Raw genomic sequence first — 24,250 nt, 5'->3', positions numbered from 1 at the left:
CTCAGTATTTAAATACCGCGTTTCTCCACCGGCAACTTTATAAAAAGAAAATAGACGTCCGATCACATCGGACGTCTGAATAGCTACCTTTATTCTGCTGCTTTGAGTGCGAACATCATTTCCGCTTCGCAGGCGACTTCGCCGTCAACGGTGGCGACGCCTTTGGCTTTGGCGAATCCGGCACGGAAACGAAGAATTTCTGCTTCCAGCTTGAGTTGATCACCGGGTCGCACCTGACGCTTGAAGCGGCATTTGTCGATGCCGGCATAGAGCGTCAGCATGTTTTCTTGCTTGCCCTTGCTCAGTACGGCAATGCCGCTGACCTGAGCAAGCGCTTCTACGATCAGAACACCGGGCATGACCGGATAATCGGGAAAATGCCCTTGGAAAAACGGTTCGTTAGCCGTAACATTTTTAATAGCAACCGCCTTCCTGCCGTCCTCGACTTCAAGCACTCGGTCGACGAGCAAGAACGGATAACGGTGCGGTAATATTTTTTTGATTTCGTCGATCGTTAACAAACAATCGCCCCCTTCAATCAATCCGTTTTCAGAAAATCGAAGATATGCTGCCAGGTGGCCGGTTCAAAGATTGCCCATGGGCTGCGATGACCGAGTCCGCCATAGCCGAGCATCGTACCGGCCACAAACGCGATTGCGCAGAGGGCGGTCAGGACAATCAGCCGCTGCCAGATCGGAAAGCGCCGCTTTTTGTACCCGAAGAACGGATTGAACAGCGGCTTTTGTTCTTCATCTGTTTTTTTCGGCGCTAAGCGTTCGGCTTTTTGTGCCACTTGACGCGCCGCTCGGGCAACTTTTCTCGTTTCCGGACTTACCTTCGGTTTATTATGTAGCTTTTCGTTCGTTCCCATGACGCGTTCCTCGCTTAACGCAGCAGTCCGTTGACGAGTCCAGCCATCTGATCGCCAATCGAAATCGATCGCGCGTTCAGCTGATAGTTGTGCTGCAAGTTGATCAGATCCGCCATTTCCTTGGTCAGATCGACATTCGAATTTTCCAGCCGGCCTTGTGCAACACTGCCGGCATTTCCGGCAACCGGCTGAACTACATCATTCAGACCGATACCAAGTTGTGCCAAGTTCGGCAACGCATAAAGACTGTTGCCCCTGCCCTCCAGCAGCTGTGGTCGGCTGATCGTGACCAGACCGAATTGTCCGGCGTTCACGCGCGTACCGTTTGCCAGTTCAACCGAAATCGCACCGCTGCTGCTGATTTGAAGACTTTGGTAATGCGCCGGAATCGTGATTGGCTGTCCGTTCGTGCCGAGCAGTGCATCGCCGCTTTTCGTGAGCAGGCGCAGGGTGTTCGGATTATTAGGATCTGGCTGCGTATTAAAGGCACCGTTGCGTGTATACACCGTTGCGCCGCCGTGATTCACGGTGAAAAATTGGTGATCATTGGTCAGAGCAAGGTCGAGCGGATTATCGGTCTGCTCTATCGTGCCCATAGAAAGATCCAGTGATGTATCGCCGATTCGTGCACCAGAACCGTCACGGATTCCGGATGGAGTCAACCGATTGGTTGCGTCCGTTCGGTCGACATCAGCCGGGGTCATGTTGTCGATTTGCTGGAAAAGCAGATCGGTAAACTTCGCATCCCTGCTTTTATAGCCGGTCGTACCGACATTCGCAATGTTGTCCGCGACCGTCGCAAGCTGCTGCTGAACTTGTCCTAGTGTTACTGCCGAAGCCATCATTTGCCGCTGCATCACACTCACCTGCCCTTTTTAGCTTATACGGCCAACTTGATTCACTGCTTTATCAAGTGAGCCGTCGATGATTTGCAGTACTTTTTGGTTTGCTTCAAAAGATCGGTATGATTCCATCATATCGGTGACGGTCTGATCTGCCTGAACGTTAGATCCTTCAACAAAACCTTGTTTCAGATTAAAGTTTACTTGCCCGTTGCCGTTTGCTGCGGGGAGTGCACCGCCGCCATCGAGCCGAAACAGACCGCTGCCCTCTTTGACCAGTTGATTGGTATTTGCCGCATAGCTGACGCCGATTTGTCCGTAATTCACTCCGCCGGACGTAATCGTGCCATCGGCGGCTAGTTGGAATTGATCGGACGGAAGCTGAATCGGCTGTCCTGCGGTATTCAATACCTGATCACCCGCATCATCAGTCAAATAGCCGGTCGGACTCAAGGTAAAGTGGCCGTTACGCGTGTAGCGGGCATCACCCGCAGGTGTGCGGACATTGAAGAGCAAGGCGCCTTCCTGAACGCCGGTTTGCGGATTAACCGGGAGCGCCGATGTGATAAGCGCCACATCAGTCATTTTGCCTGTTTCCGTGACCGTTCCCTGTGAGAAGTCGGGAACTGCTTCATCCATATACACACCGGTCGCAAGGCTGCCAACCTCCGTCGATGCGCTTACGTCGCCGCCTAAACGGTTAATCAATTGTTCTGGAAACGTGCGCAGTTTGTTTTGATCACTTTTATAACCAGGAGTGTCCACGTTATTCAAGTTGTTTGATAAAGTTTCCTGTCTTCTCTGCTGGGCAATCATGCCTGCAGCCGATGTATACAAGCCTCTGATCAATCTCCTTCACCTGCCTGTTTTGAATTTTACTCATCACGTCTTGCACTATGCTTGCGCGCGGAGTGCTGAAACGCTGCCGTTCGGTGCGGCGGACGCCGCACTTTTCCATAACCCTTTGTCCTTATTCTTTATGCGCGAAAGCGCAGAGCTGTCAGTTCGCTTTGCGCTTCGGTAATTTATCCAGATGTTCGAGCATTTTGCCAGCGCCTTCGACGACGCAGGTCATCGGGTTGTCGGCCACAACTACTGGCACTTTGAGCTCGCTTGCGAGCAGTTGGTCAATGCCGTGAAGCTGCGCCCCGCCGCCGGTGAGAATGACGCCGCGGTCGATGATGTCTGCAGAGAGTTCTGGCGGTGTTTGTTCGAGCACGTTCTTTGCTGCGCGGACAAGTGTGCCGACGGAATCGGCAAGTGCTTCTTCGATTTCCTTCGAGTGAATCGTCAGTGTTTTCGGCAGACCGGTCACCATGTCGCGACCGCGGATGTCCATACTTTCGTCGCGTGCGTTCTTGAAAACGGTACCAACGGTTACTTTGATTTGTTCTGCGGTACGTTCGCCAATCAGCAGTTTGTATCTCTTCTTAATGTAGTTCAGGATCTCTTGGTCGAACTTGTCACCCGCCAGTTTAATGGACTGGGAGGTCACAATATCGCCCATAGAGAGGACAGCAATGTCGGTCGTTCCGCCGCCGATATCGATAACCATGTTGCCGCTCGGTTGGAAAATATCCATTCCGGCGCCGACCGCGGCTACTTTCGGTTCTTCTTCAAGGTATACTTGTTTTCCGCCGCTTCGTTCGGCTGCCTGCCGAATCGCTTTCTGTTCAACCGATGTGATATGAGTCGGTGTGCAGATCAGAATTCTCGGTTTTTTTAAGAAGCCTTTCACATTAATTTTATCAATAAAATGCGACAGCATGAGTTCTGTGATTTCAAAGTCTGCAATGACGCCGTCGCGTAGCGGACGCATCGCGACAATATTACCAGGCGTACGTCCAACCATTCGTCTTGCTTCTTCACCGACTGCCAGCATTTGTTTCGTATCCGTATCAATTGCGATTACTGACGGTTCATTCAGAACGACGCCCTGTCCTTTGACATAAATCAGCACATTCGCCGTACCGAGATCAATTCCGATATCTCTTGAAAACACGTCAAATCCTCCCTGTCAAAACACCCGGAACTTTTCCAGGATATTTATCAATCATTATTTCATTTTAGCATAAAATCCATACGAACAGGGAGTTTTTGTCGAAAAATAAAGCTTCCGGTCGATCCGAAATTCCGATTTGGAGCATCATCTCTTTACAGTAGAAATTAAATCAGTGCTGAACTGCTTGTTCGGTATCTTTTTGATATTTCAGCCGAGTTGCTTCCCCTCCCCGAAGATGGCGGATCGACTTGTGATAATCGAGCACATTTTTTACTGCGTTTGCCAGTTCCGGATTGATGTTCGGCAGCCGCTCCGTCAAGTCTTTGTGAACGGTACTTTTTGACACTCCGAACTCCTTGGCAATGACCCGTACCGTCTTTTTTGTCTCCACGATATGCTTTCCAATCTTGATCGTACGCTCTTTGATGTAATCGTGCACACCACTCGCCTCCTGTAATCATGAATGCGAAATGAGACAATCTTTGGAGGAAACGGAACTTATTCAACGCATCATGCTCGTTCCAAGCCCGCCGCGCTCACCTCGAAACCCCGTATGTGAGTTTGTAACATCTTATTAAACGAGTTCCGGTTATATGCCAAAAAGTCAATAGGGACAAGGGTTGACGAGCAGGAGCACGTCCCACTTTTTCTGCTCAGCGGACGCATTGTTATGGTTCAGATGAACTTTTCATGCCGGGCGCGGGCTGGAAAGTTCATCTTTTGAAATGAGAATGTGAGAATTGATCCGATCGTAAAAAAACACGTCCTCTGTGATGTTCTGAGCGACGTGTTTATCTGATATTGTGAATTATTTATTTTTATTCACAACTATTTTAAAGAATTTGGAAATTTTCTTTATGGAAATTCCTTCATTACTTATATGATTCCGTACAATAAGGATTTGATTTTGATGAATTTAGTTACAGTTTTCGGGAGGCGTTACAATTTCGGTTTTTTGTTACAACTTTCGGGAATTGGTTACTACTCTGCTTTTGTTACGATCTTTCAGGGATTTAGTTATAACTCGGAGGTTTGTTACAATTTTCGTTAACTTTTTCTATTATAGATCCGATTCCTTTTATACTCTTTTAATTTATCATTAAAGTGATTGTTGAGAGTTTCAAGAGATGATGATTCATAGTAATAAAGGCTGTTGCCTTGACCTGAACCTGATCTTCACAGGTTCATTCGATTTAGTAAATCGGTCATTAACTTACGGTTATCCACCTGCAAAAACGCTAGACATTGTTTTTTGGCCATGGTTTGTCCCATTAATAAGAAGTAGTGAGGACCCATTGGATCCGCAGCAACTCGGATAGTTGAATGTTGAATCTTTTCAGGGTATTGGAAAACAAGTCGGCGTGCGCGGGTAGAAGTTGATCATCAATTTGCTTCATGAGCGGAGAATAATCGCAGTCACGGCTGTGTTTTTCAAGCATTGCTTAAATTTTGAGCGGTGCCTGTTCAGCATGGAATACGTGATTCTGAACGCGGCGCGAACGTGTAGGATTTTCAACTATGGTGTTTGAATTGGCGATCACAACATCAGCTTCGATCAGTATCGGCGGCAGCCCGATCAAGGCAAACCATCGTCGAAGCAATTCGCGGTGGCTGGCGGTCGACCTGCAACAAGGGTTTGGAAAATCCGTCGCGTCGTTTGCCTAGAGAGCGAATAATCTGACCGTTTTCGTTTGTAAACGTAATGAATCCGGAATAACTTTTCACCTCAATTATTGAAATGAACGTTGGAGCGAGGATCAAAACGTCGATTTGACAGTTGTCCAGTTGAAGTCCATAGAAAATGCAAAAAGAAGTGTTTAAAAAGCATTCGAGAAAGTAAGCGAGATTTTGCTCGCCGATCCACCCGGCAGCGCGATTCGAGACGTCTTCTTCCGCCGACGCACATGCCGAATGACCACTCTTGGTCAACAATCACTCGCCAAGGGACATATAATTTTTTTATGATTAATAGACACCATCCCTAGTAGTTGATAGATTGTACTTTCGACAATAAACCTTATTTTTCCTCTTTATAAAGTTTTATAAATGCCAGCACAGTTTTCCTCTATTTCTTCCAACTTTTCCTCCTGCGAACAAACCAATAGAGCAAATGAAATTCGATCAGCATCAGCACCTCGACCCAGAGCAGGTATCGCGGCCATGGACCGAGCCAATTCAGCACCGAGACCCTAGGCTTCTTCATTAAATACAGATAGTTCGCATCGAGAAAACGGTTCACGCAGAACATAATTGCCGTGTATCCATTCAGCCACAGCGCCGACCACCACAGCGAGTGGTACGCTGGACGGGTGCGTTCAACCGCTATCATATATAGGCAGGCGAGCACCGTCGCCCCATGCGTCGCGAAAAATTGAACATAATGCCAATGCGGGAATGACACACTCAGATCAGGCGTCACAAGCGCCTGCACCGCGCTACCAATCCCGACAAAATACAAAATAGCGAATAACCGCCTGCTCCGAGTCAGCAGCATCAGCGCCGCAAGCAACGCCGAAACATCGCTGACTTCAAGCGGAAGCGATGCCCGCGCCGACCAATCGCCCGCAATCAGCGTGCCGATTTGATAACCTGCTTCGCCAATCAGCAAAACTGCCGCGAGAACATAGCGTGTAAGATTCCTCGGCTCCGGCGCTATTTTAGCTCTTTTTCTACGAAATTTTTTAGTTTCTTTTTTTATGAAAAGGGTCTGCCTGAACAGAAACAGGCAGACCCCTAACGTCATGATGACCAATAATGTACTTATATGCTCGACCGAAAAGAGTGTAAAGCCGGCGATTTGCGGATAAAGATATTCAGACAATTTTTTTCACCTCAAAAGCATTATGCCGCAAAAGCCGCTATTTTACCCTTCAGCATGATCTTCCTTCGGTGCGACGGTGCGCTTCAGAAAGAGTGAAAGTAGCAATGAAATCACGCCGACTACAAGCGCGATGAAAAAGGCACGGCTCATTCCGGCAACAAGCCCCTGCAACATTTGAGCGGGCGCCTCGGGATTTGCAGATCGGCTGAGATATGCCTGCTGGCCGGACACCATAATACCGATAAACAGTGCGGTTCCGATACCGCCGGCAACCTGCTGCAAGGTGTTCATGATCGCCGTGCCGTGCGGATACATCTGCTTCGGAAGCTGATTCATACCGGTTGTCGTTACCGGCATCATGACCATCGACATGCCAATCAGCAATGCAGCATACAAAATGATCACATACAGCATACTTTCGGAAACCGTAAGTCTGCTGAAGAGCCAGATGACGATGCACATAATCAGCAGTCCGGGGGTGACAAGCCAGCGCGGGCCAAATTTATCGAACAGCTTACCCATCACTGGCGACAGCATACCATTAATCAGCCCACCTGGCAGGAGCACAAGTCCGGCGGAGAACGATGACAAGAGCAGCGCCTGTTGCAGATAGAGCGGCAACAGAATCATCGTCGCGAACAGCGTCACCATAACCAAGATCAGGATGATGGTTGCAAGTGTATACATCGGATATTTAAAGGCGCGAAAATCGAGAATCGGATTTGTGATCGCGAGTTGGCGCCAAACGAACAAAATTAAGCTCGCCACCCCGACAACCAACAAGACAATGCTGAGCCAGCCGCCTTCCGCTCCGGAACCCATGCCGTACACGAGTCCGCCGAATCCGAGCGTGGACAGAATCACAGAAACGACATCTACCTTAGGCTTCGTCACCTGGGACACATCGGTAAGATAGCGCGCCGCAAACAGAATCGAGAACACCGCGAGTGGCAGAACGAGATAGAAGAGCCATCGCCAGGAAAGCGAGGCAATGATTAGCCCGGACAAAGTTGGCCCAAGCGCCGGCGCGAACATGATCACGAGTCCGATCAGCCCCATAGCGCCGCCACGTTTATCCGGCGGATAGATGAACAGGATTGTGTTCATCATGACCGGAAGAATAAGTCCGGAGCCGGCCGCCTGAATGACGCGCCCGACAAGTAAAAAGGAAAAGGTCGGTGCAAATCCGCAAATGACGGTACCAATAAGGAAAATGGTCATCGCGCCAAGAAACATTTGCCGTGTTGTGAACCAGCCGGTTAGAAGTGCCGTTACCGGCATTAAGACACCGATCACGAGCAAATAAGCCGTGGTCAGCCACTGGACTGTTGTCGCGGTGACATGAAAATAGCCAATCAGGTCGGAGAGTGCAATGTTGAGCAGTGTCTCATTCAGGATCGCGACAAATGCACCGATGATTAGAGCAACGGTAATCGGACCGCGCTTGATCTCTTGCTTTGTTTTTGCGAGTGTTGTCATCAATGAAGAACTCCCTGTCTTTATTTTCTATGATTAACTTATAGAAGAAACATTTTTGGTCAGAAAAAGAGTCTGACAAAATGTCTGTACTTTTGCCAGGCTCTTTCCTATTTATTACTTTAACTGCGTTTGATTAAAAGTTAAAGTTGTCAGGATCTGATCCAAAGCGTTTATCCTCGTTTAATGCGTCGATTTTATCAATGTCTTCCGAAGACAGTTCAAAGTCAAAAATGTCGGCATTGCTGACGATATGCGCTTTCTGAGTCGAGCGCGGGATGGTAATAATTTCATTTTCGACATCCCAGCGCAGCATGACTTGAGCAGCTGTTTTGCCATATTTTTCTCCGATCGCTTTGAGGGTCGGATGATTGATCAGCCCGCCGCTCCCAAGTGGCGAGTAGGCTTCGACAGCGATGCCCTGTTTGTAGCAGTAGTTACGCAGCGGCACCTGAGACAGGAGTGGGTGCAGTTCGATCTGATCGACAGCCGGCATGATCGCCGCATCCTGCAGCAAATCCTCAAGGTGATGCTCATGGAAGTTGCAGACACCGATCGCACGTGCCCGGCCGTCTTTATACAGTTTTTCCATGGCCTTCCATGTTTCCTTGTACTTTCCGGCAACCGGCCAATGGATCAGATACAGATCGACCGTCTCAATGCCCAGCTTCTTCATACTTGTATCAAAAGCCGCCAGCGTCGAATCATAGCCCTGATCGGCATTCCACACCTTTGTTGTAATGAACACGTCGTCCCGTTTCATCCCTGATTGGCGCAGCGCTTCGCCGACACCGGCTTCATTGCGATAAATCGCAGCCGTGTCGATCATTGTGTAACCGGCCTTCAGTGCCGATCGAACCGAATGGATGACCTCCTCGCCGTCCTTCACCTTCCAGACACCAAGCCCGAAGCTCGGCATAACCAGTCCATTGTTAAGTTTAATCGTATCATTCAATGACTGAATCATTTCATCCGCCCTCCTTATCATATTTATTTTCTCATAGATTCAAATTGGAGAAAATAAATTTGCTCATTATATTCTGTACTAATTTCGAGAAAAATTCGACACAATTCCAGGAAAAAGGCCTCGTATTCATGAATCTTCACTTATCCGGGTGCACCTAAAGAAAAAAGGTACCCGCAGGCACCTCTTTTCTTTTCGTTATTCAGTGTTGGGCCGACCAGTACCAAGATCCGGCTTGCGCTTGGCTGTCTCCGACTGTTCTGCCGGTGCGTGCAGATAATTGCCCGGACAGATCCATGAACCAGTCGCGATCAGATGTGATGAGTGCGAGATCGGTCATGCTGCGCAGTTCCTGGCCGTTCAGCGGCGTAACCGGGAACGGCTTGATCAGGTAACCGAGTGTTTCAATCACTCGACCGACCGTTGTATCACGGTCGCAGGCAACAACGTGGATCTTGACGGTCCCTTCCTCATGGTTGTAGTCAACGACAAACCCATGCATGAGCTCGCCATTTACCGTTCTGCCTTTTACCCAATCGCCTTTTTTCCATTTGGATTCATGTTGCATCAACCTTCACCACCGATCTTTTTTATATGTTTTTTCATTTTTCCTTTGATTCGTGCAGCAAGCAGCGTATCGTGCTCCGGAAACTGTTCAGCCGATGATCCCGTTCGCTTGATCAGCGAATCAATCGACCAATGTTCAAGATATTCTTCGAGACCGCGCTCTGCTCCTGTAAACGCAAAATCCATCACAGAGCGGATACGGTCGAATTCAGGGTCCTGCTCGCAACCGCCGGAACACCAGCTGAGCTTCAAGGGATCGCAAGAAATAGATTGATAGATCCGTGCCAGTGTGCATTCGCTAGGATCGCAGCCGATCCGATAACCGCCGCCGATACCTTCCTTTGTTTCGACGAGTCCATTCTTACGAAGCATACTCATAATCTTGCGAATTCGGGCCGGATGCGTATGCACCTTCTGCGACAGCGAATCGCTGTTCCAAACATGATCCGGCGTCTTGGCGAGCACAATCAGGCAATGAACCGCAATAGTAAACTGACTGTTCATTCTATGATTCCCCTTTTCGGAGATTAGTGTAATTATAATAGATACAGTTTCTAAAATCAATTGATTCCTACGTAAAAAGTGTTGTTGCCAGCATTTTACATCAGAATTCATCGATTTTCTCAATCATCTCAAGGCTGGTGCATCGCCGAATTCTGCAGAAACAGAGCTGGTGCTCGTCAGTTGGGCTCCGATCCCTATTTTTTGAACACATGCATCGCTTCATAATAATTGGTGATCGGATGATAGTCTGTTTTTGTAAGCGGACTTTTTTCATAAATGATACGAAGATTCGCGCGTCCGAGTTTCGGATACCACGCGCCGTAACGGTGATCAATGAAATGAGCCCAGCAATAAGCGAAAAGCTGACGATAACGGTTCAGATAAAAGTCTGTATCCGGTGCCGCAGCGGTAAGACATGCGGAAGCGCCAAGTGTTTCGGCCATAACCCAATAATATTTATAAGGATCAAGAATCCGTCCATCCGGCGCCATCGAAAAATAAAGCCCCCCATACAGAGGATCCGCTGCGGCCTTCCAGGCAGTTCGGTAGAGAAAAACAGCCCGATTAACAAGCCATGGTTCGTGCGTATAGTCGTGCAGCTTCATTAAGAGCTTGCTCCATTCAATCGAATGACCGAGAACAAATCCATACAACCGAAATTCATTGTTTTTATATTCGGCATGCTGCTCCCAATCCGGTTGCCACTGCATATCGTACTGCTCCCAAACAAGTCCGCCCGTTTGATCCGCGAGTGTAACGGTCACGGAATACGCGAGTACCATAGCGCGATGCAGGCAAGCCTGTTCGCTGGTCGCCTCAAAAGCAGCGATCATCGCCTCACAGGTGTGCATATTTGCGTTTTGCCCGCGATACGGATCGGTCATACTCCAGTCACGATTCTTTGCATCGAGATAGAGCTGATGCTCGTCATCCCAAAAATGATCTTCTAAAATTTGCATCTGTGCATCGAGCAACGGACGTGTGTTTCCGATTCCCGCCTTGTCTGCAGTTGCCAGTGCGAGCAGTACGAAAGCCTGGCCATACATGTACTTCCCCGCATCGGTTACCTCCCGCTTTTCTGCCTGCCAATAGTAGCCGCCGTATTCATGATCGTGCATGACTTCTTCAAGAAAACACAAGCCGTGTTCCGCCATGGCTTTCCAGCGCTGCGAACCTCCGATCAGGAACCCAATGCTGAATATATAGATGAATCGCGCAATGCCGACGAGCGACTTGGTTTCACAATCGCAAATTGTACCATCGTCAAGGTAGCAATGATAATAGCCGCCATTTATACGATCAATACACTGCGGATCATAAAAATTGATTGTCTCAAAAATTTGCTCGCGTAGCCAATTCGGATCAAAAAATGCTCGGCCGCCGTCAATCATTTCATCACGCATGGTGCACCCTCCCCGCAGATTCTCATACTAGATGTATGCTGCGTGACAGCTGGCTATGAAAAAAGGCAGCAGCGGCCGAACGATTACAATCGAGTCGATGAACAGAACTAGCGATCAATGCATGAACGGGAGCCTGAACCAACTCTATACATCAAATCCACGCGCTTATACATGAAAATCAAGGATCAATGCACGAAAACCAAAAGTCACATCAGGGATTAAAGAGCAGCAAAAAAATCCTCCGCGCACTATTTTTAGGTGTGGGGAGGATTTTTTTTTATTAGCGGCTTGGTTTTTTCACAAAAAATGCGAGAATCAATGCCGCTAAAATAATCAGCGAAGCGACGAAGAACGCTGCATTGACACCGCGGATCAACCCGTCGACCCCATATTTCTGAGGGTTGAGCGCAGTCGAGGCCATGACGGTGAACAGGAGCGCCGTTCCGATCGAGCCAGCAACCTGACGCATGGTATTGTTCATGGCTGTGCCATGCGGAATCATGTGATGCGGCAGCTGATTCAGGCCGGCCGTCGTTGTTGGCATCAGAACCATTGACAGACCGAACATGCGCACCGCATTGACAAGCGCCAAATAGACAAACGATGTTGACGCATCCAAGCGACACAGCAGCAGGGTCATCACAAGCAGAATCGTGAGACCGGTGATTGACAAGCCGCGTGCGCCGATTTTATCGAAAATGCGTCCGGTAATCGGCGACATCACGCCCATCACAATTGCTCCGGGAAGAAGCATCAGCCCGGATTTGAGCGGTGAGAAACCGAGCATTGTCTGCATGTAAATCGGCAGCATGGTTGCCCCGGCAATAAACGCCGTGAAACAGAGCATTCCGATTGCCGTTGTCAATGCGAAGACCGGATAGCGGAACACCTTGAATTCCAGTATTGGCTGCTCAAGCCGAAGCTGTCTGAGAATGAACAAGGTGAGTGCTACGGCACCAAGTGCAAGCGTCAGCAGTACCTCCGGATCACCCCAGCCACGACTTCCTGCAATACTTGATCCGTACAGCAGGCCACCGAAGCCGAGCGTGGAAAGGACAATCGAGGATATATCCAGCTTCGGATACGTTCGCTTGGTCACATTTTTCAAAATAAAAAAAGCGAGAATAAAATCAAGCAGCGCTACCGGAAGCACGACATAAAACAAAATGCGCCATGAATAATGATTAATCAGCCAACCGGACAAGGTTGGTCCGATGGCTGGAGCAAAACCGATCACAAGCCCGAATATCCCCATAACCGAGCCGCGTTTCTCAATCGGAAAAATAATAAACATAATCGTCATCATTAGTGGCATCATAATTCCGGCGCCCATCGCCTGAATGATGCGGCCGATAATCAGAAAAACAAAATTGTTCGAGACAAGACATACAAGCGTGCCAACTGTAAATGATCCCATCGCCGATAAAAACAGCGCGCGCGTGGTAAACCTTCCCTCAAGAAAGGCCGTAATTGGAATCATAATCCCATTGACAAGCAAAAACACTGTCTGAATCCACTGTACCATAACCGAAGTCAATCTCAGATCATGCATAATGCTTGGCAGCGCAGTAACCAGCAGTGTCTGATTCAAAATCGTTATAAATCCGCCGAAAACCAAAACAAGAACAATCGGTACTACATTGAGATTTCGGTGGACCTGAATTCTGTTTTCTTCCATTATACTCATGCCAACACTTCTTTCTAAACCATTCATGATTGACAATGCTGATTATGGTTCACCGAACATCAGCATCGGGCAACTTATTCATCATACCATGAAAAATTTATTCGTGTAAGCATTATAATGCGGTCGGGTAAAATTCGACTGCTTTTAATAAATGCGCAACACACCACTGTTTACCGTCGCATCAAACGTATACGTTCCGGAGCCATGGACACCGCTGATTATTTTGTCTCCGGACTGCTTTTCTTTCAGCGGCAAGGTGCAGCGAATGATCCCGCTGTTAGTTTTTCCATTGAAACTGAAATCGGCGTCATTCGGGAGATCAACCTTTGCCAGACCTGAATTAACCGTAATTTTGACCGGTCCGCTCAATTTGGCGACCCCCATCGTCAAATTCCCGGAACGCACCTGCGCATGGAATGCTCCGGAGAAACGGGTAACATTCAGATTGCCGGAACGTATATCAAGCTTTGCCGACCGTGCGTGTAACTGATCCATTCGCAAATGGCCCGAATGGACGTCCACCTGAGCGGAATTGACGGAAATCCCGCGCAGATCCGCAGATCCCGATGATATATTCACTGCTAATTTTCGATAAGCTGCCTCATCATCAAATTTTAACGTTCCGGAGCCGACATCCAAACTGAGCGTTTGCGCATAGGAACGCGGGATCGTAATCGTTACCTTCGACCGGTTCCACCATGAGAAAAAGGTAAATTGCCGGTGCGTTTTCACCTGAACCGTATCTCCCGATCGTTGAACCGAGACACTCCCTTGGCCGCTCAGCTTTGCATGCACTTGATTTCCTTCATCAGACACAACTTCTGCCTGAATGCTCCCCGTTTTTACTTGAATCTGATTCACTTGATCCGTCAGAGTCACTGAGTCACGCTGCTTGCCGAAGGGCAGACCCTGTAAATGAATCGGATTGAAAAAAATTAAATACGTGGCTACGACAACGCCTAATACAATCGCAAACCGTTTCACAAAAATCAACTCCTTTTATGTTTTCTTTTTGTAAAAACTTGTCCTTACCTAAGTCGAGTTTTTAGCTGCGTGTATACTATAATCCATGAAATTTTTAACTTTCTTATAGTATAAAAAAACACCGGCGGTTTAGGAACCGTCCGGCGCTCTATAAGTGTCTACGTCTTAAGTGCTAACTATTCAGGCCTGCGGTTCATCCTGCCAGCCTCTGCATGCATCGACCCACGATTTGCCGTTGCCGAAACTGTACAAGTCATCAATGGTCAGTTCGATGGCGGAATTACTGCTGCCGCACGCCGGGAACACGGTTTCAAAACGTTTCAATGACTCATCCATATATACAGGCCAATCGTGAGTCAAGGCAAACGGACAAACGCCGCCAACTGCGTGACCGACGAGCTCCAGCGTTTCTTCGGGTGAGAGCATATGTGCTTTGAAGCCGAATTCATGACGAAATTTTTTATTGTCTATCTTCGCATCGCCCGCCATGACAACCAGCATCGCACCTTCCTTATTTTCACCGCGAAAAGCAAGTGTTTTCGCGATGCGTTCCGGTTCAACATGCAAATGCTCCGCCGCGAGCTGCACCGTCGCACTGGAGAGCTTCAATTCAATAACATCCTTTTCACGGCCGACCGACCGAAAATAGGCCTTCACTTTTTCTACAGACATCCTAACGCCTCCGTCCCTCTTGCATTATCGTCAAGTTTAGCAAAAAAAAGTGTTCTGTCAATCCATGCATGGAATAATTTATACTTTGCAAAATCTACGGATCTATTATAAATTTAAACTACTATCATTTGTGAGCGCGCGAATGCTTGCGGGAAAATCATAAAGAAGGGGTTGCGCATGGCAGAATTATTAACTGGAAAAGAAATTTGCGGTCGCTACAGCGATCTTCAACATGATGCATTTGGCACAGAAGATCATCAATTCAAACGGATCACAATCGAGAAGGAAAAACTGTACGATGTACCTTGCTCATTCAGCAACAATGGAAAGAATCTGGTGACCTATAAAGAATGGGCAAACGACCCGGAAAACTACGATGACTATCACACCGATAATGTCAAACAGATGGTTGATTATCTACAGGAAGGCGGAATATTGCCACCGATGATGGTCAACAGAGACTTAAGCTTGTATGATGGTCAGCATCGGCTGACCGCATACAGCCTGATCCCCGAGATCAAGGAAGTCGAAATATATAAAGAAGTCTAACGTAAAGCGAGCGCCCGGACGCTCGCTTTTTTACTTAACGGCCGGCGTGTCTTTTTTAAGCATCTGTGTGATCCAATAGCCGAATACAAGCCGAACTCCGGCAATCGCTAGTAACGAGCCCAGCCCCATATCGCTGCCTGAGACGCTAAGATACCCGGCCATCAGTATGCTGATGATGCTTCCCTGCACAAAAATGAGATACGAGATGTGTTCGATCATTTTATTGCTTACCTGATCATTTGTTTTCAGCATCTTGATGGTCTTTTCATTCATAATCAGCGTCGTAAAATAACTGTCAAACATACTTCTGCGAAATTTAATGATACCGAGCAGCATACCAAGAAGGCCCTCGCTGAATACTGTGAGTACTATATAAAAAACATTCCGCTCATCTCTCCAATTTGCTGACCCACTTTACAAACGTATATTGCCAATATTTTCCTGAAAGTGGAACCTTATCATTCCTTTCCGGATTAAGTTGTCTGATCAGGCGACGACGATTCTGATCTGCAAAGCAATACATCCATTCCTCTAAAATCCATAAAATTAAAACGCATGTCAAAGCGATGTCCAGCAGCTCAAGTATGCTGCCTAGGTCATCAGAAAATAGGATTCCGCCAAACAATCCGCAGCTTAGCATGACGGCAGCAACGAGCAACTTGGCGAGCTGAAAAATTTTTCCTTTTTTTAAAATGCTTTCCGGCTTTGGCACGTGAAGGAGTGCTTCGGTGCGTTCCATCAACGGAAGTAAATAATCGCTCGTCAGGATCTCGATTTTTTTAGTGTAGTGGGCAACGAGCTGATTGACGGCTTTCACTTCTTCTTTTTTACCTAAATAACGATCGCCTCTCATGACGATGATTGAAACCAAGCGATGAAAAGGCGAGACAGATCAATACCCACATAATGATGTACTGATTAAGCGGAAAATCCATAAGCGCATCACGATTAGCCAGCATCCGGTCAATCTTGGTCACATCCATCGTCGCTAAATAAAAGATCATAATGAAAGCGAGCAGCATACAGATTCCGGCAGCAGCTCTTATGATTCGAAGCAGCGACCGGGTTCGAGTATGGCAGTCCTCCCATGTAATGTTCGGATTGGCCGCCCATGCTACGCATTTAACATTCATTAAGGCAACGATCGTAAAAAAGATCAACGCACTCACTGTGATCCATACATGGTCAAGGCTGAATGGTAAGCTGATCGCGCCAATCCAGATTAAGTATGCGATCGCGGTCTCTATGTATATGCGGCTTCGTTTTTTTCCATGCGCTTAATTCCAGCGAAGCCATTTGGCGCACTGTCGTTCGTACGGAGCGATATGAATATCGTCCAGCAACAGACAGAAAAAATAAAATTAGCTTAAAAAGACAAGAATTAAAGACATGCTCACGCCTCTCTCGTTTTTCTTCACTTGTATTGTATCAGATTATAAGAAAAAGATGGCACCGGATCGTGGGCCATCTCTTTTGTACCGTTATTTTTTATCGGCATGCCGGATGCCACGGAAATTGCGAGCACCACCAGGGCCTCGGCGGGCGCGGCGGCTGTGGCTGCGGATAGGGTACACCCCGTGGCGGGTTCGATCCGAGATAAGTAAGTCCAGACATATCTGTGTAGTGTTCTTGATGCTGTACCCAGCGCCGCTGCTGCGGCAAATAGACGTTCATGCTGACCATGCCGGTATTATGATTGATGCCGAGCAGCTGAATCAGCATCATCCGATTGTAGCTTGCAAGCCGGGTTTGATAAAAATGACCGCGTCTGCCGCGATTGAGTTCCTGCTGAATCGCGTTTGGCGGGACGAGAAATGTCTGTGGCTGTTCGCGTTCATCGTAATCATCATCATATTCGGTCACATAACTGTACGGCTCATATTCGTATGATTCGTAGCCGTACGGGTATTCTCCGTTCTGATCGTAATACATTTTATAAACACCTGCCTATCTTGTTTGTAATACTATATGCCGGGCATTTGCATCGGGGTGGGCAGGTGCCCACAGCTGCGGTTCGGCTAAATGAAAAATTGCCGGCTTTTAGTGATGTGGGCGCTTACGTAGATGATTGACATGATTTGCCTTTGATTATGCGCTGTTGCTTCATTTTTGCTGTTTTTCTATTTCGTCTTTTTCAAGAAAATTTATTATCTTATTTTTATCCAAAGAAAGGTAGAGGGCTCATTGATCAAAAAACAGAGAACGATGTCCTGTATCCTCCGCTCATTGCACGCGTTGAAACGCCAATTGCTGCCACTGCTAATTATTCAAAAACAGCGCACCATGCTGCTTGAGGACTACTTCTTGCTACGTCACCCATCATAACGAACCGTGAGTTCCGACGCTGGGCGTACATAGAAGCTCGAATGCAGGCAGCCACTCTGCTCAAAAACACGAATCGACGCCATACGGGCAGCCATCGCCATACAATTTATCACCAACCCAATCAGTATTGAACAAAAACGGCTTGTACACTCCTTTCGTGTATTGATTTTTGTGTATAGAGTCGGTTCCGGAGCACATTTATGCATTGATTTCTATTTTTCGTGCATTGAACCCGGGGCTTTCATGCATGTGTTGACATCTCTCCTCCGCTTCTTTATAATTTAATCAGCTACTTGGTAATGCCAAATAGCTGATTTTTTAACCTGGTATCTTGTTTTGCAATATACCATTTAAAGAAAGGAGCAGCTATGTCTGTTCGGAGTCAGCTTCTGAAAGGTGTGCTTGATGGGTGTGTGCTCTCCATCATTGAGAAGGAAAACGTTTATGGCTATGAGCTGTCGAAAAAGTTGCAGGATGCCGGCCTGGGTGACGTCAGTGAGGGAACGATCTATCCGGTACTGCTGCGGCTGCAGAAAAATGGGTACATTCGCGGAGAAATGCGTCCGTCCGAATCGGGACCGAACCGCAAGTATTACTCGCTGACGGACGAGGGATGCGCGGCGCTGAACGAACTGGCGCAGGAATGGGCGCATATCGCCGGTCCTGTGACAGCATTAATGCGAAGGAGGCAGGCAGATGATTCGTTCGAAGCAATTAATCGCGGAAAATAACAAAAAGCGCAAGCTGCTGACTAAAGAAAATGAAAAATACTATGATGATATGCTTATCTATATCCGGTTGAATTGGAAAGCATCTGAACAGCAGAGCGAAGAAATTCTGATGGAACTGCTCGATCATCTGATTGAAGGACAGCACGACGGCAAAACAGCGGCCGATATCTTCGGTGATGATCCAAAGGGTTACGCAGATGAACTGCTCGGCGAGCTGCCCAGGGAAACTTGGAAAATGAGACTGCTGTTTTTCAGTTACCTCATTGTCAACCTCATCTCAATCTTTGTGGGCGTTCGTGGGATCGTATTGTTGATTGTCGGTTTCTTCAGGCCGGTGGACACGTCAATCTTCATCTTCAAGTCCACACTTGTTACGCTCTATTGGCTGCTCGCCATTGCCCTTCTCATTTGGTTCATTCTTCATATCATCGAAAAATCTATTTTTAAACAAAACTCAAGCAATTGGAAGAATGCCTTGAAAGCCGGATTAGCCGGCTCATTGGTCACCGGATCGGGCTTCGTGATGACGTTTTTAGTTCCGAATTTCGGCCCCTCTTTCGCTTTCGGTTGGCTACCGTCGCTTGCGAGTGGTGTCATCCTGTGGCTGATTAATTTCTGGGCAAAGAAGCAATTTAACATTCTTTGAGGAGGCGCAAAATTGATTGGCTCGAAGCAATTAGTCGCGGATAACAACGAAAAGCGCAAGCTGCTGACTAAGGAAAATGAAAAATACTATGATGATATGCTCGTCTATATCCGAATAAAATCCAAGGTTTCCGCGCAAGAGAGTGAAGAGATTCTAATGGAGCTTCTCGACCATTTAATCGAGGGACAGCAGGATGGAAAAACCGCGGCCGACATCTTCGGCAAAAACCCTAAGGGCTACGCGGACGAATTAATCAGCGAACTACCGAAAGAGACGTTCCGAACAAGACTGCCGTTTTTCGGCATCTTGGCCGGAATCTTCATTTCGTGGTCACTGATCGGTCGTGGACTTTTCTCCCTCATCACCGGACTTTTTACCGTATTGGACACCCGTGTGTACTTGGGCACCGTAGTGATTGAAACGCTTTACTGGCTCATTTTTGCCCTTCTTATGATCTGGTTCGTCTTCCGTTGCGTGGAACGCTCACTTTTTAATAAAAAAAGAGCACTTTTGAAGCAGATGATTCTCGCGGGGATTGTCGGCGTGCTGGGATCGGCTCCCGGATTTATTCTTATCTTTTTTCATCTTGTGTCCAACTTCGGACCTTCCTTTGCATTCGGCTGGCTTCCGTCGCTGGCAAGCGGCGCACTTTTGCGTATCGGATGCTTCTTGGCAAACAAAAAGCTCAACATTTTTTAGGAGGAAAAAATTATGTACAAACGAGCACTTGAACGAACATTAAGCATCATCGGATTGGTGATCGCCGGACTGCAGACTTGCGCCGGTGTCTTTTCACTGGTGGCTTCACAAAGCAGCGAGTTAAAAAAAGCCATGATGGAATCAGATTCCGCGAAGCATGTGAACGAGCAAATTGCCGAGATGCAGCGCGTCGGTGCATCATTTCTCACCTTCAGCGGTTTGGCCTTCACGCTTGCATTGGTCGCGGTGTGCCTGCTCAGTAAAAAGAAAAAAGCGACTATTCCAGCGGTTCTGCTGATTGTCTCAGGTGTCCTGATTACAGGAAACTTAGTTTTTGCCGGACCGAATCCGGGTCTGTTCGCCGCACTTCTGCTTGTTATTTCCGGTGTGATCGCTTGGCGCAAAAAGCCCATCGCAGATGAAACGCCTGGTCCGCAGTAAACGTAAATGTTCTGAGGAGGAAACCAATGAACGATTACGAATTGCGCGCTTATGATGAAATTATGGCTTGGAAGCGCAAGATGCTCAAGCCCTCAGGTCTGCTGAATCGGATGTCTAAAAAAGTTCAGGCAAAAATGAATGGGTATATACCTGAAAAGGTGCAAGCCACGATTACTGCTGCGATAAAAGGTATGGTTCAATCGACGCTGACCGGTTCGCACTGGATCACGAAAAAGAATCAGGCTGCCGGTCTGTCATTGGAAGAAAAGGATCGATTGGTGACTGAAAAACTATCCAATTATCGAAAAACCGCTGTAGTGGAAGGCGCTGGAACCGGTGCCGGTGGCATTTTGCTCGGTCTGGCTGACTTCCCACTTCTTCTGTCCATCAAGATGAAATTTCTTTTTGACGCAGCATCGGTTTACGGTTTCGATACAAAGGAATATGAGGAACGGATCTTTATTCTGCAAGTGTTTAAGCTTGCTTTCTCAAGTGATGATGTGCGGAATGAGACACTCGCAATTATTGAAAATTGGGACACGCGTAAGCAGCAATTCATGGAGATGGACTGGCAGGAATTCCAGCAGGAATATCGAGACTACCTCGATTTCGCCAAAATGCTTCAGCTGATGCCCGGAATCGGTGCCGCAGTCGGAGCAGTGGTCAACTACAATTTGCTTGACCGGCTCGGCGAAACGGCGAAGAACTGTTATCGGCTGCGCCTTTTGACCGCACAACCCAAATGGATTGACGCACCATCGCAAAAAGACTAAGGCCTCTTCATCAAAAGCTTTAATCGCGACATTCATGGGTTGCCCTTCTTCCCAGATGATTGCGAAACGCGATATCCTATAAATGAAATAGGCAAGCAGCGAATCATTACGATTTGCTGCTTGCCCATTTCTTATAAAACTTTGCTTAAAAATGCCTTGGTTCGCTCCTCTTTTGGCTGTTCGAACAGTTGATTCGGTTCATTTTCTTCCACTATATATCCACCGTCCATGAAGATAACACGGTCACCGACTTCGCGCGCGAAGCCCATTTCGTGAGTAACGACAACCATTGTCATACCGTCTTTAGCGAGCTGCTTCATCACATCGAGCACTTCGCCGACCATTTCCGGATCGAGCGCCGAGGTCGGTTCGTCAAACAGCATCATTTTCGGCTCCATCGCGAGTGCTCGGGCAATCGCAATACGCTGTTTCTGACCGCCGGACAATGAATCCGGATAGGCGTCTGCTTTTTCCGCGAGTCCGACCTTGCCGAGCAGATCCATCGCTTTTGTTTTCGCCTGCTCCCTGCTCACCTTTTTCACCTTGAGCGGCGCGATCATGATATTCTCAAGTACGGTCATGTGCGGAAACAAATTGAATTGCTGAAATACCATACCGACATCCTGACGAATCCGATTGATGTTCGCCTTTTTATCGGCAATATCCGTACCCTCAATAAATACATGACCAGAAGTAATCGTCTCCAGCAGATTAATACAGCGAAGCAGCGTCGACTTGCCCGATCCGGACGGACCGATGACAACGACTACTTCTTGCTTCTCCACCTGAAGATTAATTTTCTTTAACACTTCATTGTCGCCAAATGATTTCTTCAAGTTCTCAACTTCAATCATCATTTTGTCGCCATCCTCCTCTCCAGACGGTTAACAAGGAAGCTCATCGCCAAAGTCAGAATCAGATAGATGAGGGAAATTGCCAGATACGGTGTCCAGACGATTGCATACTGAGCGCCCATTGCCTGTGCCCAATAGGTCAATTCCGGTGCCGCTATCGCAGCAAGCAGAGAACTATCCTTAATAAGGCTGATAAATTCATTGCCCATCGGCGGCAGCACGCGGCGAACCGCTTGCGGCAGTACCACATAACGCATCGCCTGTAGCCTGTCCATCCCCAACGAGCGGGCAGCTTCTGTCTGTCCCTCATCAATGGACTGAATACCGGCCCGGAATACTTCGGCGATATAGGCCGCTTCATTCAGCGACAAGGCAACAATTCCAGAGATAATGCCGTTCGATTGATGAAAAATTGCCGGGACAACGCCGAAGTGTATGATTAAAATCTGAACGAATAACGGCGTGCCTCGAAAAAAGGTAATGTAACAGACAAATGGGGCCGACAACCATTTGTTATGAATCATTTTCCCAAAACAAATGAGCAGGCCAAGGATTGTCCCAAACACAATTCCGGCAAGTGAAAAACCAATGGTAAATAATGTCCCGCTCGCAAAAAAGGGCAAGTATTCTTTAATCAGCGCAAAAGGGCTAACACCCAACAAAATCCTCCCCTAACTTGAAAAAGTTGCTTAACAAGTGTTAAGCAACTCTCAATTGTTGATCCTCATTTCAGTCATTAATTCTGTGCTTGCAGCTTGTCCAGATCCGGTTCTTTATCAAACCATTTTTTATAAATTTTCGTATAGGTACCATCATCAATAATTTTCTTGATGGCTTTATCGAATACCGATTTCAACTTGCTGTCTTTCGGATACATGATGCCATAAAATTCGCCGTCGAACGTTTTTTCATCACCGACTGTTTTTAGGTTCTTACCCGGGTTATTTTTCACATAGTAATCCATGACACCGTTGTCTGCCACAACTGCATCCGCTCCGTGGTTAAGCATTTCCATAATCGCAAGGTTGACTGTTTTAAATTTTTTGATTTTCGGATTGTTTTTCCCAAGTACTTTTTCTACTGCATATTGACCGGTTGTTCCTTGCTGAACGGCAACCGTCTTGCCTTTCAAATCCTGTGCCGACGCGATCTTACTCGCCTTCGGAACCATGATTTCGTTGATTGAACGGTAATATGGGTTTGAGAAGTCATATGTTTTCTCGCGATCACTCGTGATTGAAATCGCTGAAATACTCATGTCCGCTGTCTTTGACTTCAATTCGGCAAACACAGGATCCCAACCGACATTGACCAGCTTGTATTTATAATCTGCCGCCTTTGCAAGCGCCGCCATGACGTCCACATCGAAACCTTCCATTTTACCTTTATTCAATGTTTCAAAAGGCGGGTAAGTGGCATCGTTAACGACACGCAATACTTTTTTCGTCGATGCTTTCTTGCCTGAATCCGATGAACCGCTGCTGCCGGATGAACAGGCCGTAAAAATCAAAATGAATATCAGTAAAAGTGATACAACAGATAATTTCTTAATCATGAAAAGGTCCCCCTGTGTCTTTCTGATTACATGCAAATTAAATTATTTTTAATTATACTCTCTTCGTGAAAGTGATAGCAAGATAAAAGTTGAATTTTAGAACAATTTGAGCTATTTTATTACAGCTCATGATAGAAAAGTTAACAAAAAAGACCGAAGGGGAATGTGATCCCTTCGGTCTTTGCTGCGTATAATCAGCCGAATACTTTGACACGCTCATCGATCGGAGCGAATTCTTTTTCGCCCGCCGGAGCCGCAATATTTCCAAACGGCATTTGCGCGCGCAGCTTCCAGTTCTTCGGAATGTCGAATTCAGCTTGAACCGCCGCATCAATCAGCGGGTTGTAGTGCTGCAGTGAGGCGCCAATACCGATTTCGGACAGTGCGGTCCATACCGCGAACTGTGTTAGTCCTGTGCTGTGTTCCGACCATACCGGGAAGTTGTCGGCATACAGCGCAAATTTTTCCTGCAAACCTTTGACAACAGCTTGATCTTCATAGAACAGTACGGTTCCGACACCTGCGTTAAATGAAGCAAGCTTCTGAGCTGTCGAATCAAACGATTGACCTTCAGGAATCACTTTGCGCAATTCTCGTTCCGCAATACCGCCTTCACCCCAGATTCTCTCACTTTCGGACCCGAACAGGACAACCGCATGTGCCGATTGTGAGTTGAATGCGGAAGGTGCGAATTTTACAGCCTCCTGAATGGTTTTAATGATTTCTTCCTTGCTTACTTTCACGTTCTTATCTAGGGCATAGATGGACCTGCGATTTTCGATTGCATGAATAAATGTGTTTGTCATATGCGAAAACACTCCTCAACTAATTAATTTTTCTTTACTTACATAAATATAGTTTATAATTAAAAAAAAGTAAAGCAT

At 47.2% G+C, this 24,250-nt stretch carries 30 protein-coding genes; 6 read left to right on the top strand and 24 right to left on the bottom strand.

The genetic code is table 11. The features are described 5' to 3' along the window. Nucleotides 1-89: 89 nt before the first annotated feature. The 16 genes from fabZ to NIE88_RS15155 all read right to left on the bottom strand — a co-directional run bounded on the left by fabZ (nucleotide 90) and on the right by NIE88_RS15155 (nucleotide 14,793). The gene (fabZ, locus tag NIE88_RS15230; protein WP_253063390.1) at nucleotides 90-521 is read right to left on the bottom strand and encodes a 3-hydroxyacyl-ACP dehydratase FabZ; all 432 of its coding nucleotides are present in this window, start codon (nucleotides 519-521) and stop codon (nucleotides 90-92) included. 17 nt (nucleotides 522-538) lie between these two features. Further along, a complete protein-coding gene (locus NIE88_RS15225; RefSeq protein ID WP_253063388.1) occupies nucleotides 539-871 on the bottom strand; it encodes a DNA-directed RNA polymerase subunit beta in 333 nt (110 codons plus the stop codon). 14 nt (nucleotides 872-885) lie between these two features. Then, on the bottom strand, nucleotides 886-1,728 hold the full coding sequence (locus NIE88_RS15220; RefSeq protein ID WP_253063386.1) for a flagellar hook-basal body protein: 843 nt from the start codon (nucleotides 1,726-1,728) through the stop codon (nucleotides 886-888). Between the two features lie 18 nt (nucleotides 1,729-1,746). After that, entirely contained in the window at nucleotides 1,747-2,562 is an 816-nt protein-coding gene (locus tag NIE88_RS15215; RefSeq protein WP_253063384.1) for a flagellar hook-basal body protein, read from the bottom strand. A gap of 151 nt (nucleotides 2,563-2,713) precedes the next feature. Then, nucleotides 2,714-3,715, bottom strand: a complete 1,002-nt coding sequence (locus NIE88_RS15210; RefSeq protein WP_253063382.1) for a rod shape-determining protein — start codon at nucleotides 3,713-3,715, stop codon at nucleotides 2,714-2,716. A gap of 169 nt (nucleotides 3,716-3,884) precedes the next feature. Next, nucleotides 3,885-4,154, bottom strand: a complete 270-nt coding sequence (gene spoIIID, locus NIE88_RS15205) for a sporulation transcriptional regulator SpoIIID (RefSeq protein ID WP_023509445.1) — start codon at nucleotides 4,152-4,154, stop codon at nucleotides 3,885-3,887. Between the two features lie 1,106 nt (nucleotides 4,155-5,260). Continuing rightward, entirely contained in the window at nucleotides 5,261-5,644 is a 384-nt protein-coding gene (locus tag NIE88_RS15200) for a nuclease-related domain-containing protein (protein WP_253063380.1), read from the bottom strand. Nucleotides 5,645-5,780: 136 nt separating this feature from the next. Then, nucleotides 5,781-6,536: a YwaF family protein gene (locus NIE88_RS15195; RefSeq protein WP_253063378.1), complete on the bottom strand. Its 756-nt coding sequence runs from the start codon at nucleotides 6,534-6,536 to the stop codon at nucleotides 5,781-5,783. 42 nt (nucleotides 6,537-6,578) lie between these two features. Beyond that, nucleotides 6,579-8,015 (bottom strand): MDR family MFS transporter, encoded by a 1,437-nt coding sequence (locus tag NIE88_RS15190; RefSeq protein ID WP_253063376.1) that lies wholly within the window; start codon nucleotides 8,013-8,015, stop codon nucleotides 6,579-6,581. Nucleotides 8,016-8,148: 133 nt separating this feature from the next. After that, nucleotides 8,149-8,979, bottom strand: coding sequence for an aldo/keto reductase (locus NIE88_RS15185; protein ID WP_253063374.1), 831 nt, complete (start codon nucleotides 8,977-8,979; stop codon nucleotides 8,149-8,151). 199 nt (nucleotides 8,980-9,178) lie between these two features. After that, nucleotides 9,179-9,544, bottom strand: coding sequence for a hypothetical protein (locus NIE88_RS15180; protein WP_253063372.1), 366 nt, complete (start codon nucleotides 9,542-9,544; stop codon nucleotides 9,179-9,181). After that, on the bottom strand, nucleotides 9,544-10,047 hold the full coding sequence (locus NIE88_RS15175; protein ID WP_253063370.1) for an Rrf2 family transcriptional regulator: 504 nt from the start codon (nucleotides 10,045-10,047) through the stop codon (nucleotides 9,544-9,546). The genes NIE88_RS15180 and NIE88_RS15175 overlap by 1 nt, the downstream gene beginning before the upstream one ends. Nucleotides 10,048-10,241: 194 nt before the next feature. Continuing rightward, complete coding sequence (locus NIE88_RS15170) at nucleotides 10,242-11,450, bottom strand: AGE family epimerase/isomerase (RefSeq protein ID WP_253063368.1); 1,209 nt, start codon at nucleotides 11,448-11,450, stop codon at nucleotides 10,242-10,244. A gap of 280 nt (nucleotides 11,451-11,730) precedes the next feature. Continuing rightward, nucleotides 11,731-13,137: a DHA2 family efflux MFS transporter permease subunit gene (locus NIE88_RS15165; protein WP_253063366.1), complete on the bottom strand. Its 1,407-nt coding sequence runs from the start codon at nucleotides 13,135-13,137 to the stop codon at nucleotides 11,731-11,733. 144 nt (nucleotides 13,138-13,281) lie between these two features. Continuing rightward, nucleotides 13,282-14,121 (bottom strand): DUF4097 family beta strand repeat-containing protein, encoded by an 840-nt coding sequence (locus NIE88_RS15160; protein WP_253063364.1) that lies wholly within the window; start codon nucleotides 14,119-14,121, stop codon nucleotides 13,282-13,284. A 180-nt stretch (nucleotides 14,122-14,301) separates the two neighbouring features. Then, a complete protein-coding gene (locus NIE88_RS15155) occupies nucleotides 14,302-14,793 on the bottom strand; it encodes a YbaK/EbsC family protein (RefSeq protein ID WP_253063362.1) in 492 nt (163 codons plus the stop codon). A 177-nt stretch (nucleotides 14,794-14,970) separates the two neighbouring features. Here NIE88_RS15155 and NIE88_RS15150 point away from each other — a divergent pair, with 177 nt between their 5' ends. Further along, the gene (locus tag NIE88_RS15150; RefSeq protein ID WP_253063360.1) at nucleotides 14,971-15,342 is read left to right on the top strand and encodes a ParB N-terminal domain-containing protein; all 372 of its coding nucleotides are present in this window, start codon (nucleotides 14,971-14,973) and stop codon (nucleotides 15,340-15,342) included. A 30-nt stretch (nucleotides 15,343-15,372) separates the two neighbouring features. On the opposite strand, the gene NIE88_RS15145 is transcribed toward NIE88_RS15150, so the two are convergent. From NIE88_RS15145 to NIE88_RS15130, 4 genes are all read right to left on the bottom strand, one after another. Next, the gene (locus NIE88_RS15145) at nucleotides 15,373-15,678 is read right to left on the bottom strand and encodes a hypothetical protein (RefSeq protein ID WP_253063358.1); all 306 of its coding nucleotides are present in this window, start codon (nucleotides 15,676-15,678) and stop codon (nucleotides 15,373-15,375) included. 52 nt (nucleotides 15,679-15,730) lie between these two features. Beyond that, nucleotides 15,731-16,195 (bottom strand): hypothetical protein, encoded by a 465-nt coding sequence (locus NIE88_RS15140; protein ID WP_253063356.1) that lies wholly within the window; start codon nucleotides 16,193-16,195, stop codon nucleotides 15,731-15,733. Further along, nucleotides 16,170-16,475 (bottom strand): hypothetical protein, encoded by a 306-nt coding sequence (locus tag NIE88_RS15135; RefSeq protein ID WP_253063354.1) that lies wholly within the window; start codon nucleotides 16,473-16,475, stop codon nucleotides 16,170-16,172. The genes NIE88_RS15140 and NIE88_RS15135 overlap by 26 nt, the downstream gene beginning before the upstream one ends. Before the next feature lie 355 nt (nucleotides 16,476-16,830). Next, a complete protein-coding gene (locus NIE88_RS15130; RefSeq protein ID WP_253063352.1) occupies nucleotides 16,831-17,274 on the bottom strand; it encodes a hypothetical protein in 444 nt (147 codons plus the stop codon). 761 nt (nucleotides 17,275-18,035) lie between these two features. On the opposite strand from NIE88_RS15130, the gene NIE88_RS15125 reads away from it, so the two are divergent. Genes NIE88_RS15125 through NIE88_RS15105 form a run of 5 tightly spaced genes read left to right on the top strand, consistent with a single transcriptional unit; the run spans nucleotide 18,036 to nucleotide 20,957 of the window. After that, nucleotides 18,036-18,398, top strand: a complete 363-nt coding sequence (locus NIE88_RS15125; RefSeq protein ID WP_253063350.1) for a PadR family transcriptional regulator — start codon at nucleotides 18,036-18,038, stop codon at nucleotides 18,396-18,398. After that, complete coding sequence (locus tag NIE88_RS15120; RefSeq protein WP_253063349.1) at nucleotides 18,364-19,044, top strand: DUF1129 family protein; 681 nt, start codon at nucleotides 18,364-18,366, stop codon at nucleotides 19,042-19,044. Before NIE88_RS15125 ends, NIE88_RS15120 begins: the two co-directional genes overlap by 35 nt. 12 nt (nucleotides 19,045-19,056) lie before the next feature. After that, entirely contained in the window at nucleotides 19,057-19,743 is a 687-nt protein-coding gene (locus NIE88_RS15115) for a DUF1129 family protein (protein WP_253063347.1), read from the top strand. 12 nt (nucleotides 19,744-19,755) lie between these two features. Continuing rightward, nucleotides 19,756-20,184 carry a DUF4064 domain-containing protein gene (locus NIE88_RS15110; RefSeq protein ID WP_253063345.1) on the top strand — a complete coding sequence of 143 codons (429 nt, stop codon included), beginning with the start codon at nucleotides 19,756-19,758 and terminating at the stop codon, nucleotides 20,182-20,184. A 26-nt stretch (nucleotides 20,185-20,210) separates the two neighbouring features. Then, nucleotides 20,211-20,957 (top strand): EcsC family protein, encoded by a 747-nt coding sequence (locus NIE88_RS15105; protein WP_253063343.1) that lies wholly within the window; start codon nucleotides 20,211-20,213, stop codon nucleotides 20,955-20,957. Between the two features lie 131 nt (nucleotides 20,958-21,088). On the opposite strand, the gene NIE88_RS15100 is transcribed toward NIE88_RS15105, so the two are convergent. The 4 genes from NIE88_RS15100 to NIE88_RS15085 all read right to left on the bottom strand — a co-directional run bounded on the left by NIE88_RS15100 (nucleotide 21,089) and on the right by NIE88_RS15085 (nucleotide 24,172). Further along, entirely contained in the window at nucleotides 21,089-21,811 is a 723-nt protein-coding gene (locus NIE88_RS15100) for an amino acid ABC transporter ATP-binding protein (RefSeq protein WP_253063427.1), read from the bottom strand. Then, nucleotides 21,811-22,470: an amino acid ABC transporter permease gene (locus NIE88_RS15095; RefSeq protein ID WP_253063341.1), complete on the bottom strand. Its 660-nt coding sequence runs from the start codon at nucleotides 22,468-22,470 to the stop codon at nucleotides 21,811-21,813. Before NIE88_RS15095 ends, NIE88_RS15100 begins: the two co-directional genes overlap by 1 nt. 77 nt (nucleotides 22,471-22,547) lie before the next feature. After that, on the bottom strand, nucleotides 22,548-23,366 hold the full coding sequence (locus tag NIE88_RS15090) for a basic amino acid ABC transporter substrate-binding protein (protein WP_253063340.1): 819 nt from the start codon (nucleotides 23,364-23,366) through the stop codon (nucleotides 22,548-22,550). Nucleotides 23,367-23,560: 194 nt separating this feature from the next. Continuing rightward, complete coding sequence (locus NIE88_RS15085) at nucleotides 23,561-24,172, bottom strand: nitroreductase family protein (RefSeq protein WP_253063339.1); 612 nt, start codon at nucleotides 24,170-24,172, stop codon at nucleotides 23,561-23,563. Nucleotides 24,173-24,250: the final 78 nt, after the last annotated feature.

It is taken from the genome of Sporolactobacillus shoreicorticis (assembly GCF_024125445.1).
GTDB lineage: Bacteria > Bacillota > Bacilli > Bacillales > Sporolactobacillaceae > Sporolactobacillus > Sporolactobacillus shoreicorticis.
This window is presented reverse-complemented; position numbering and strand designations above follow the sequence as displayed.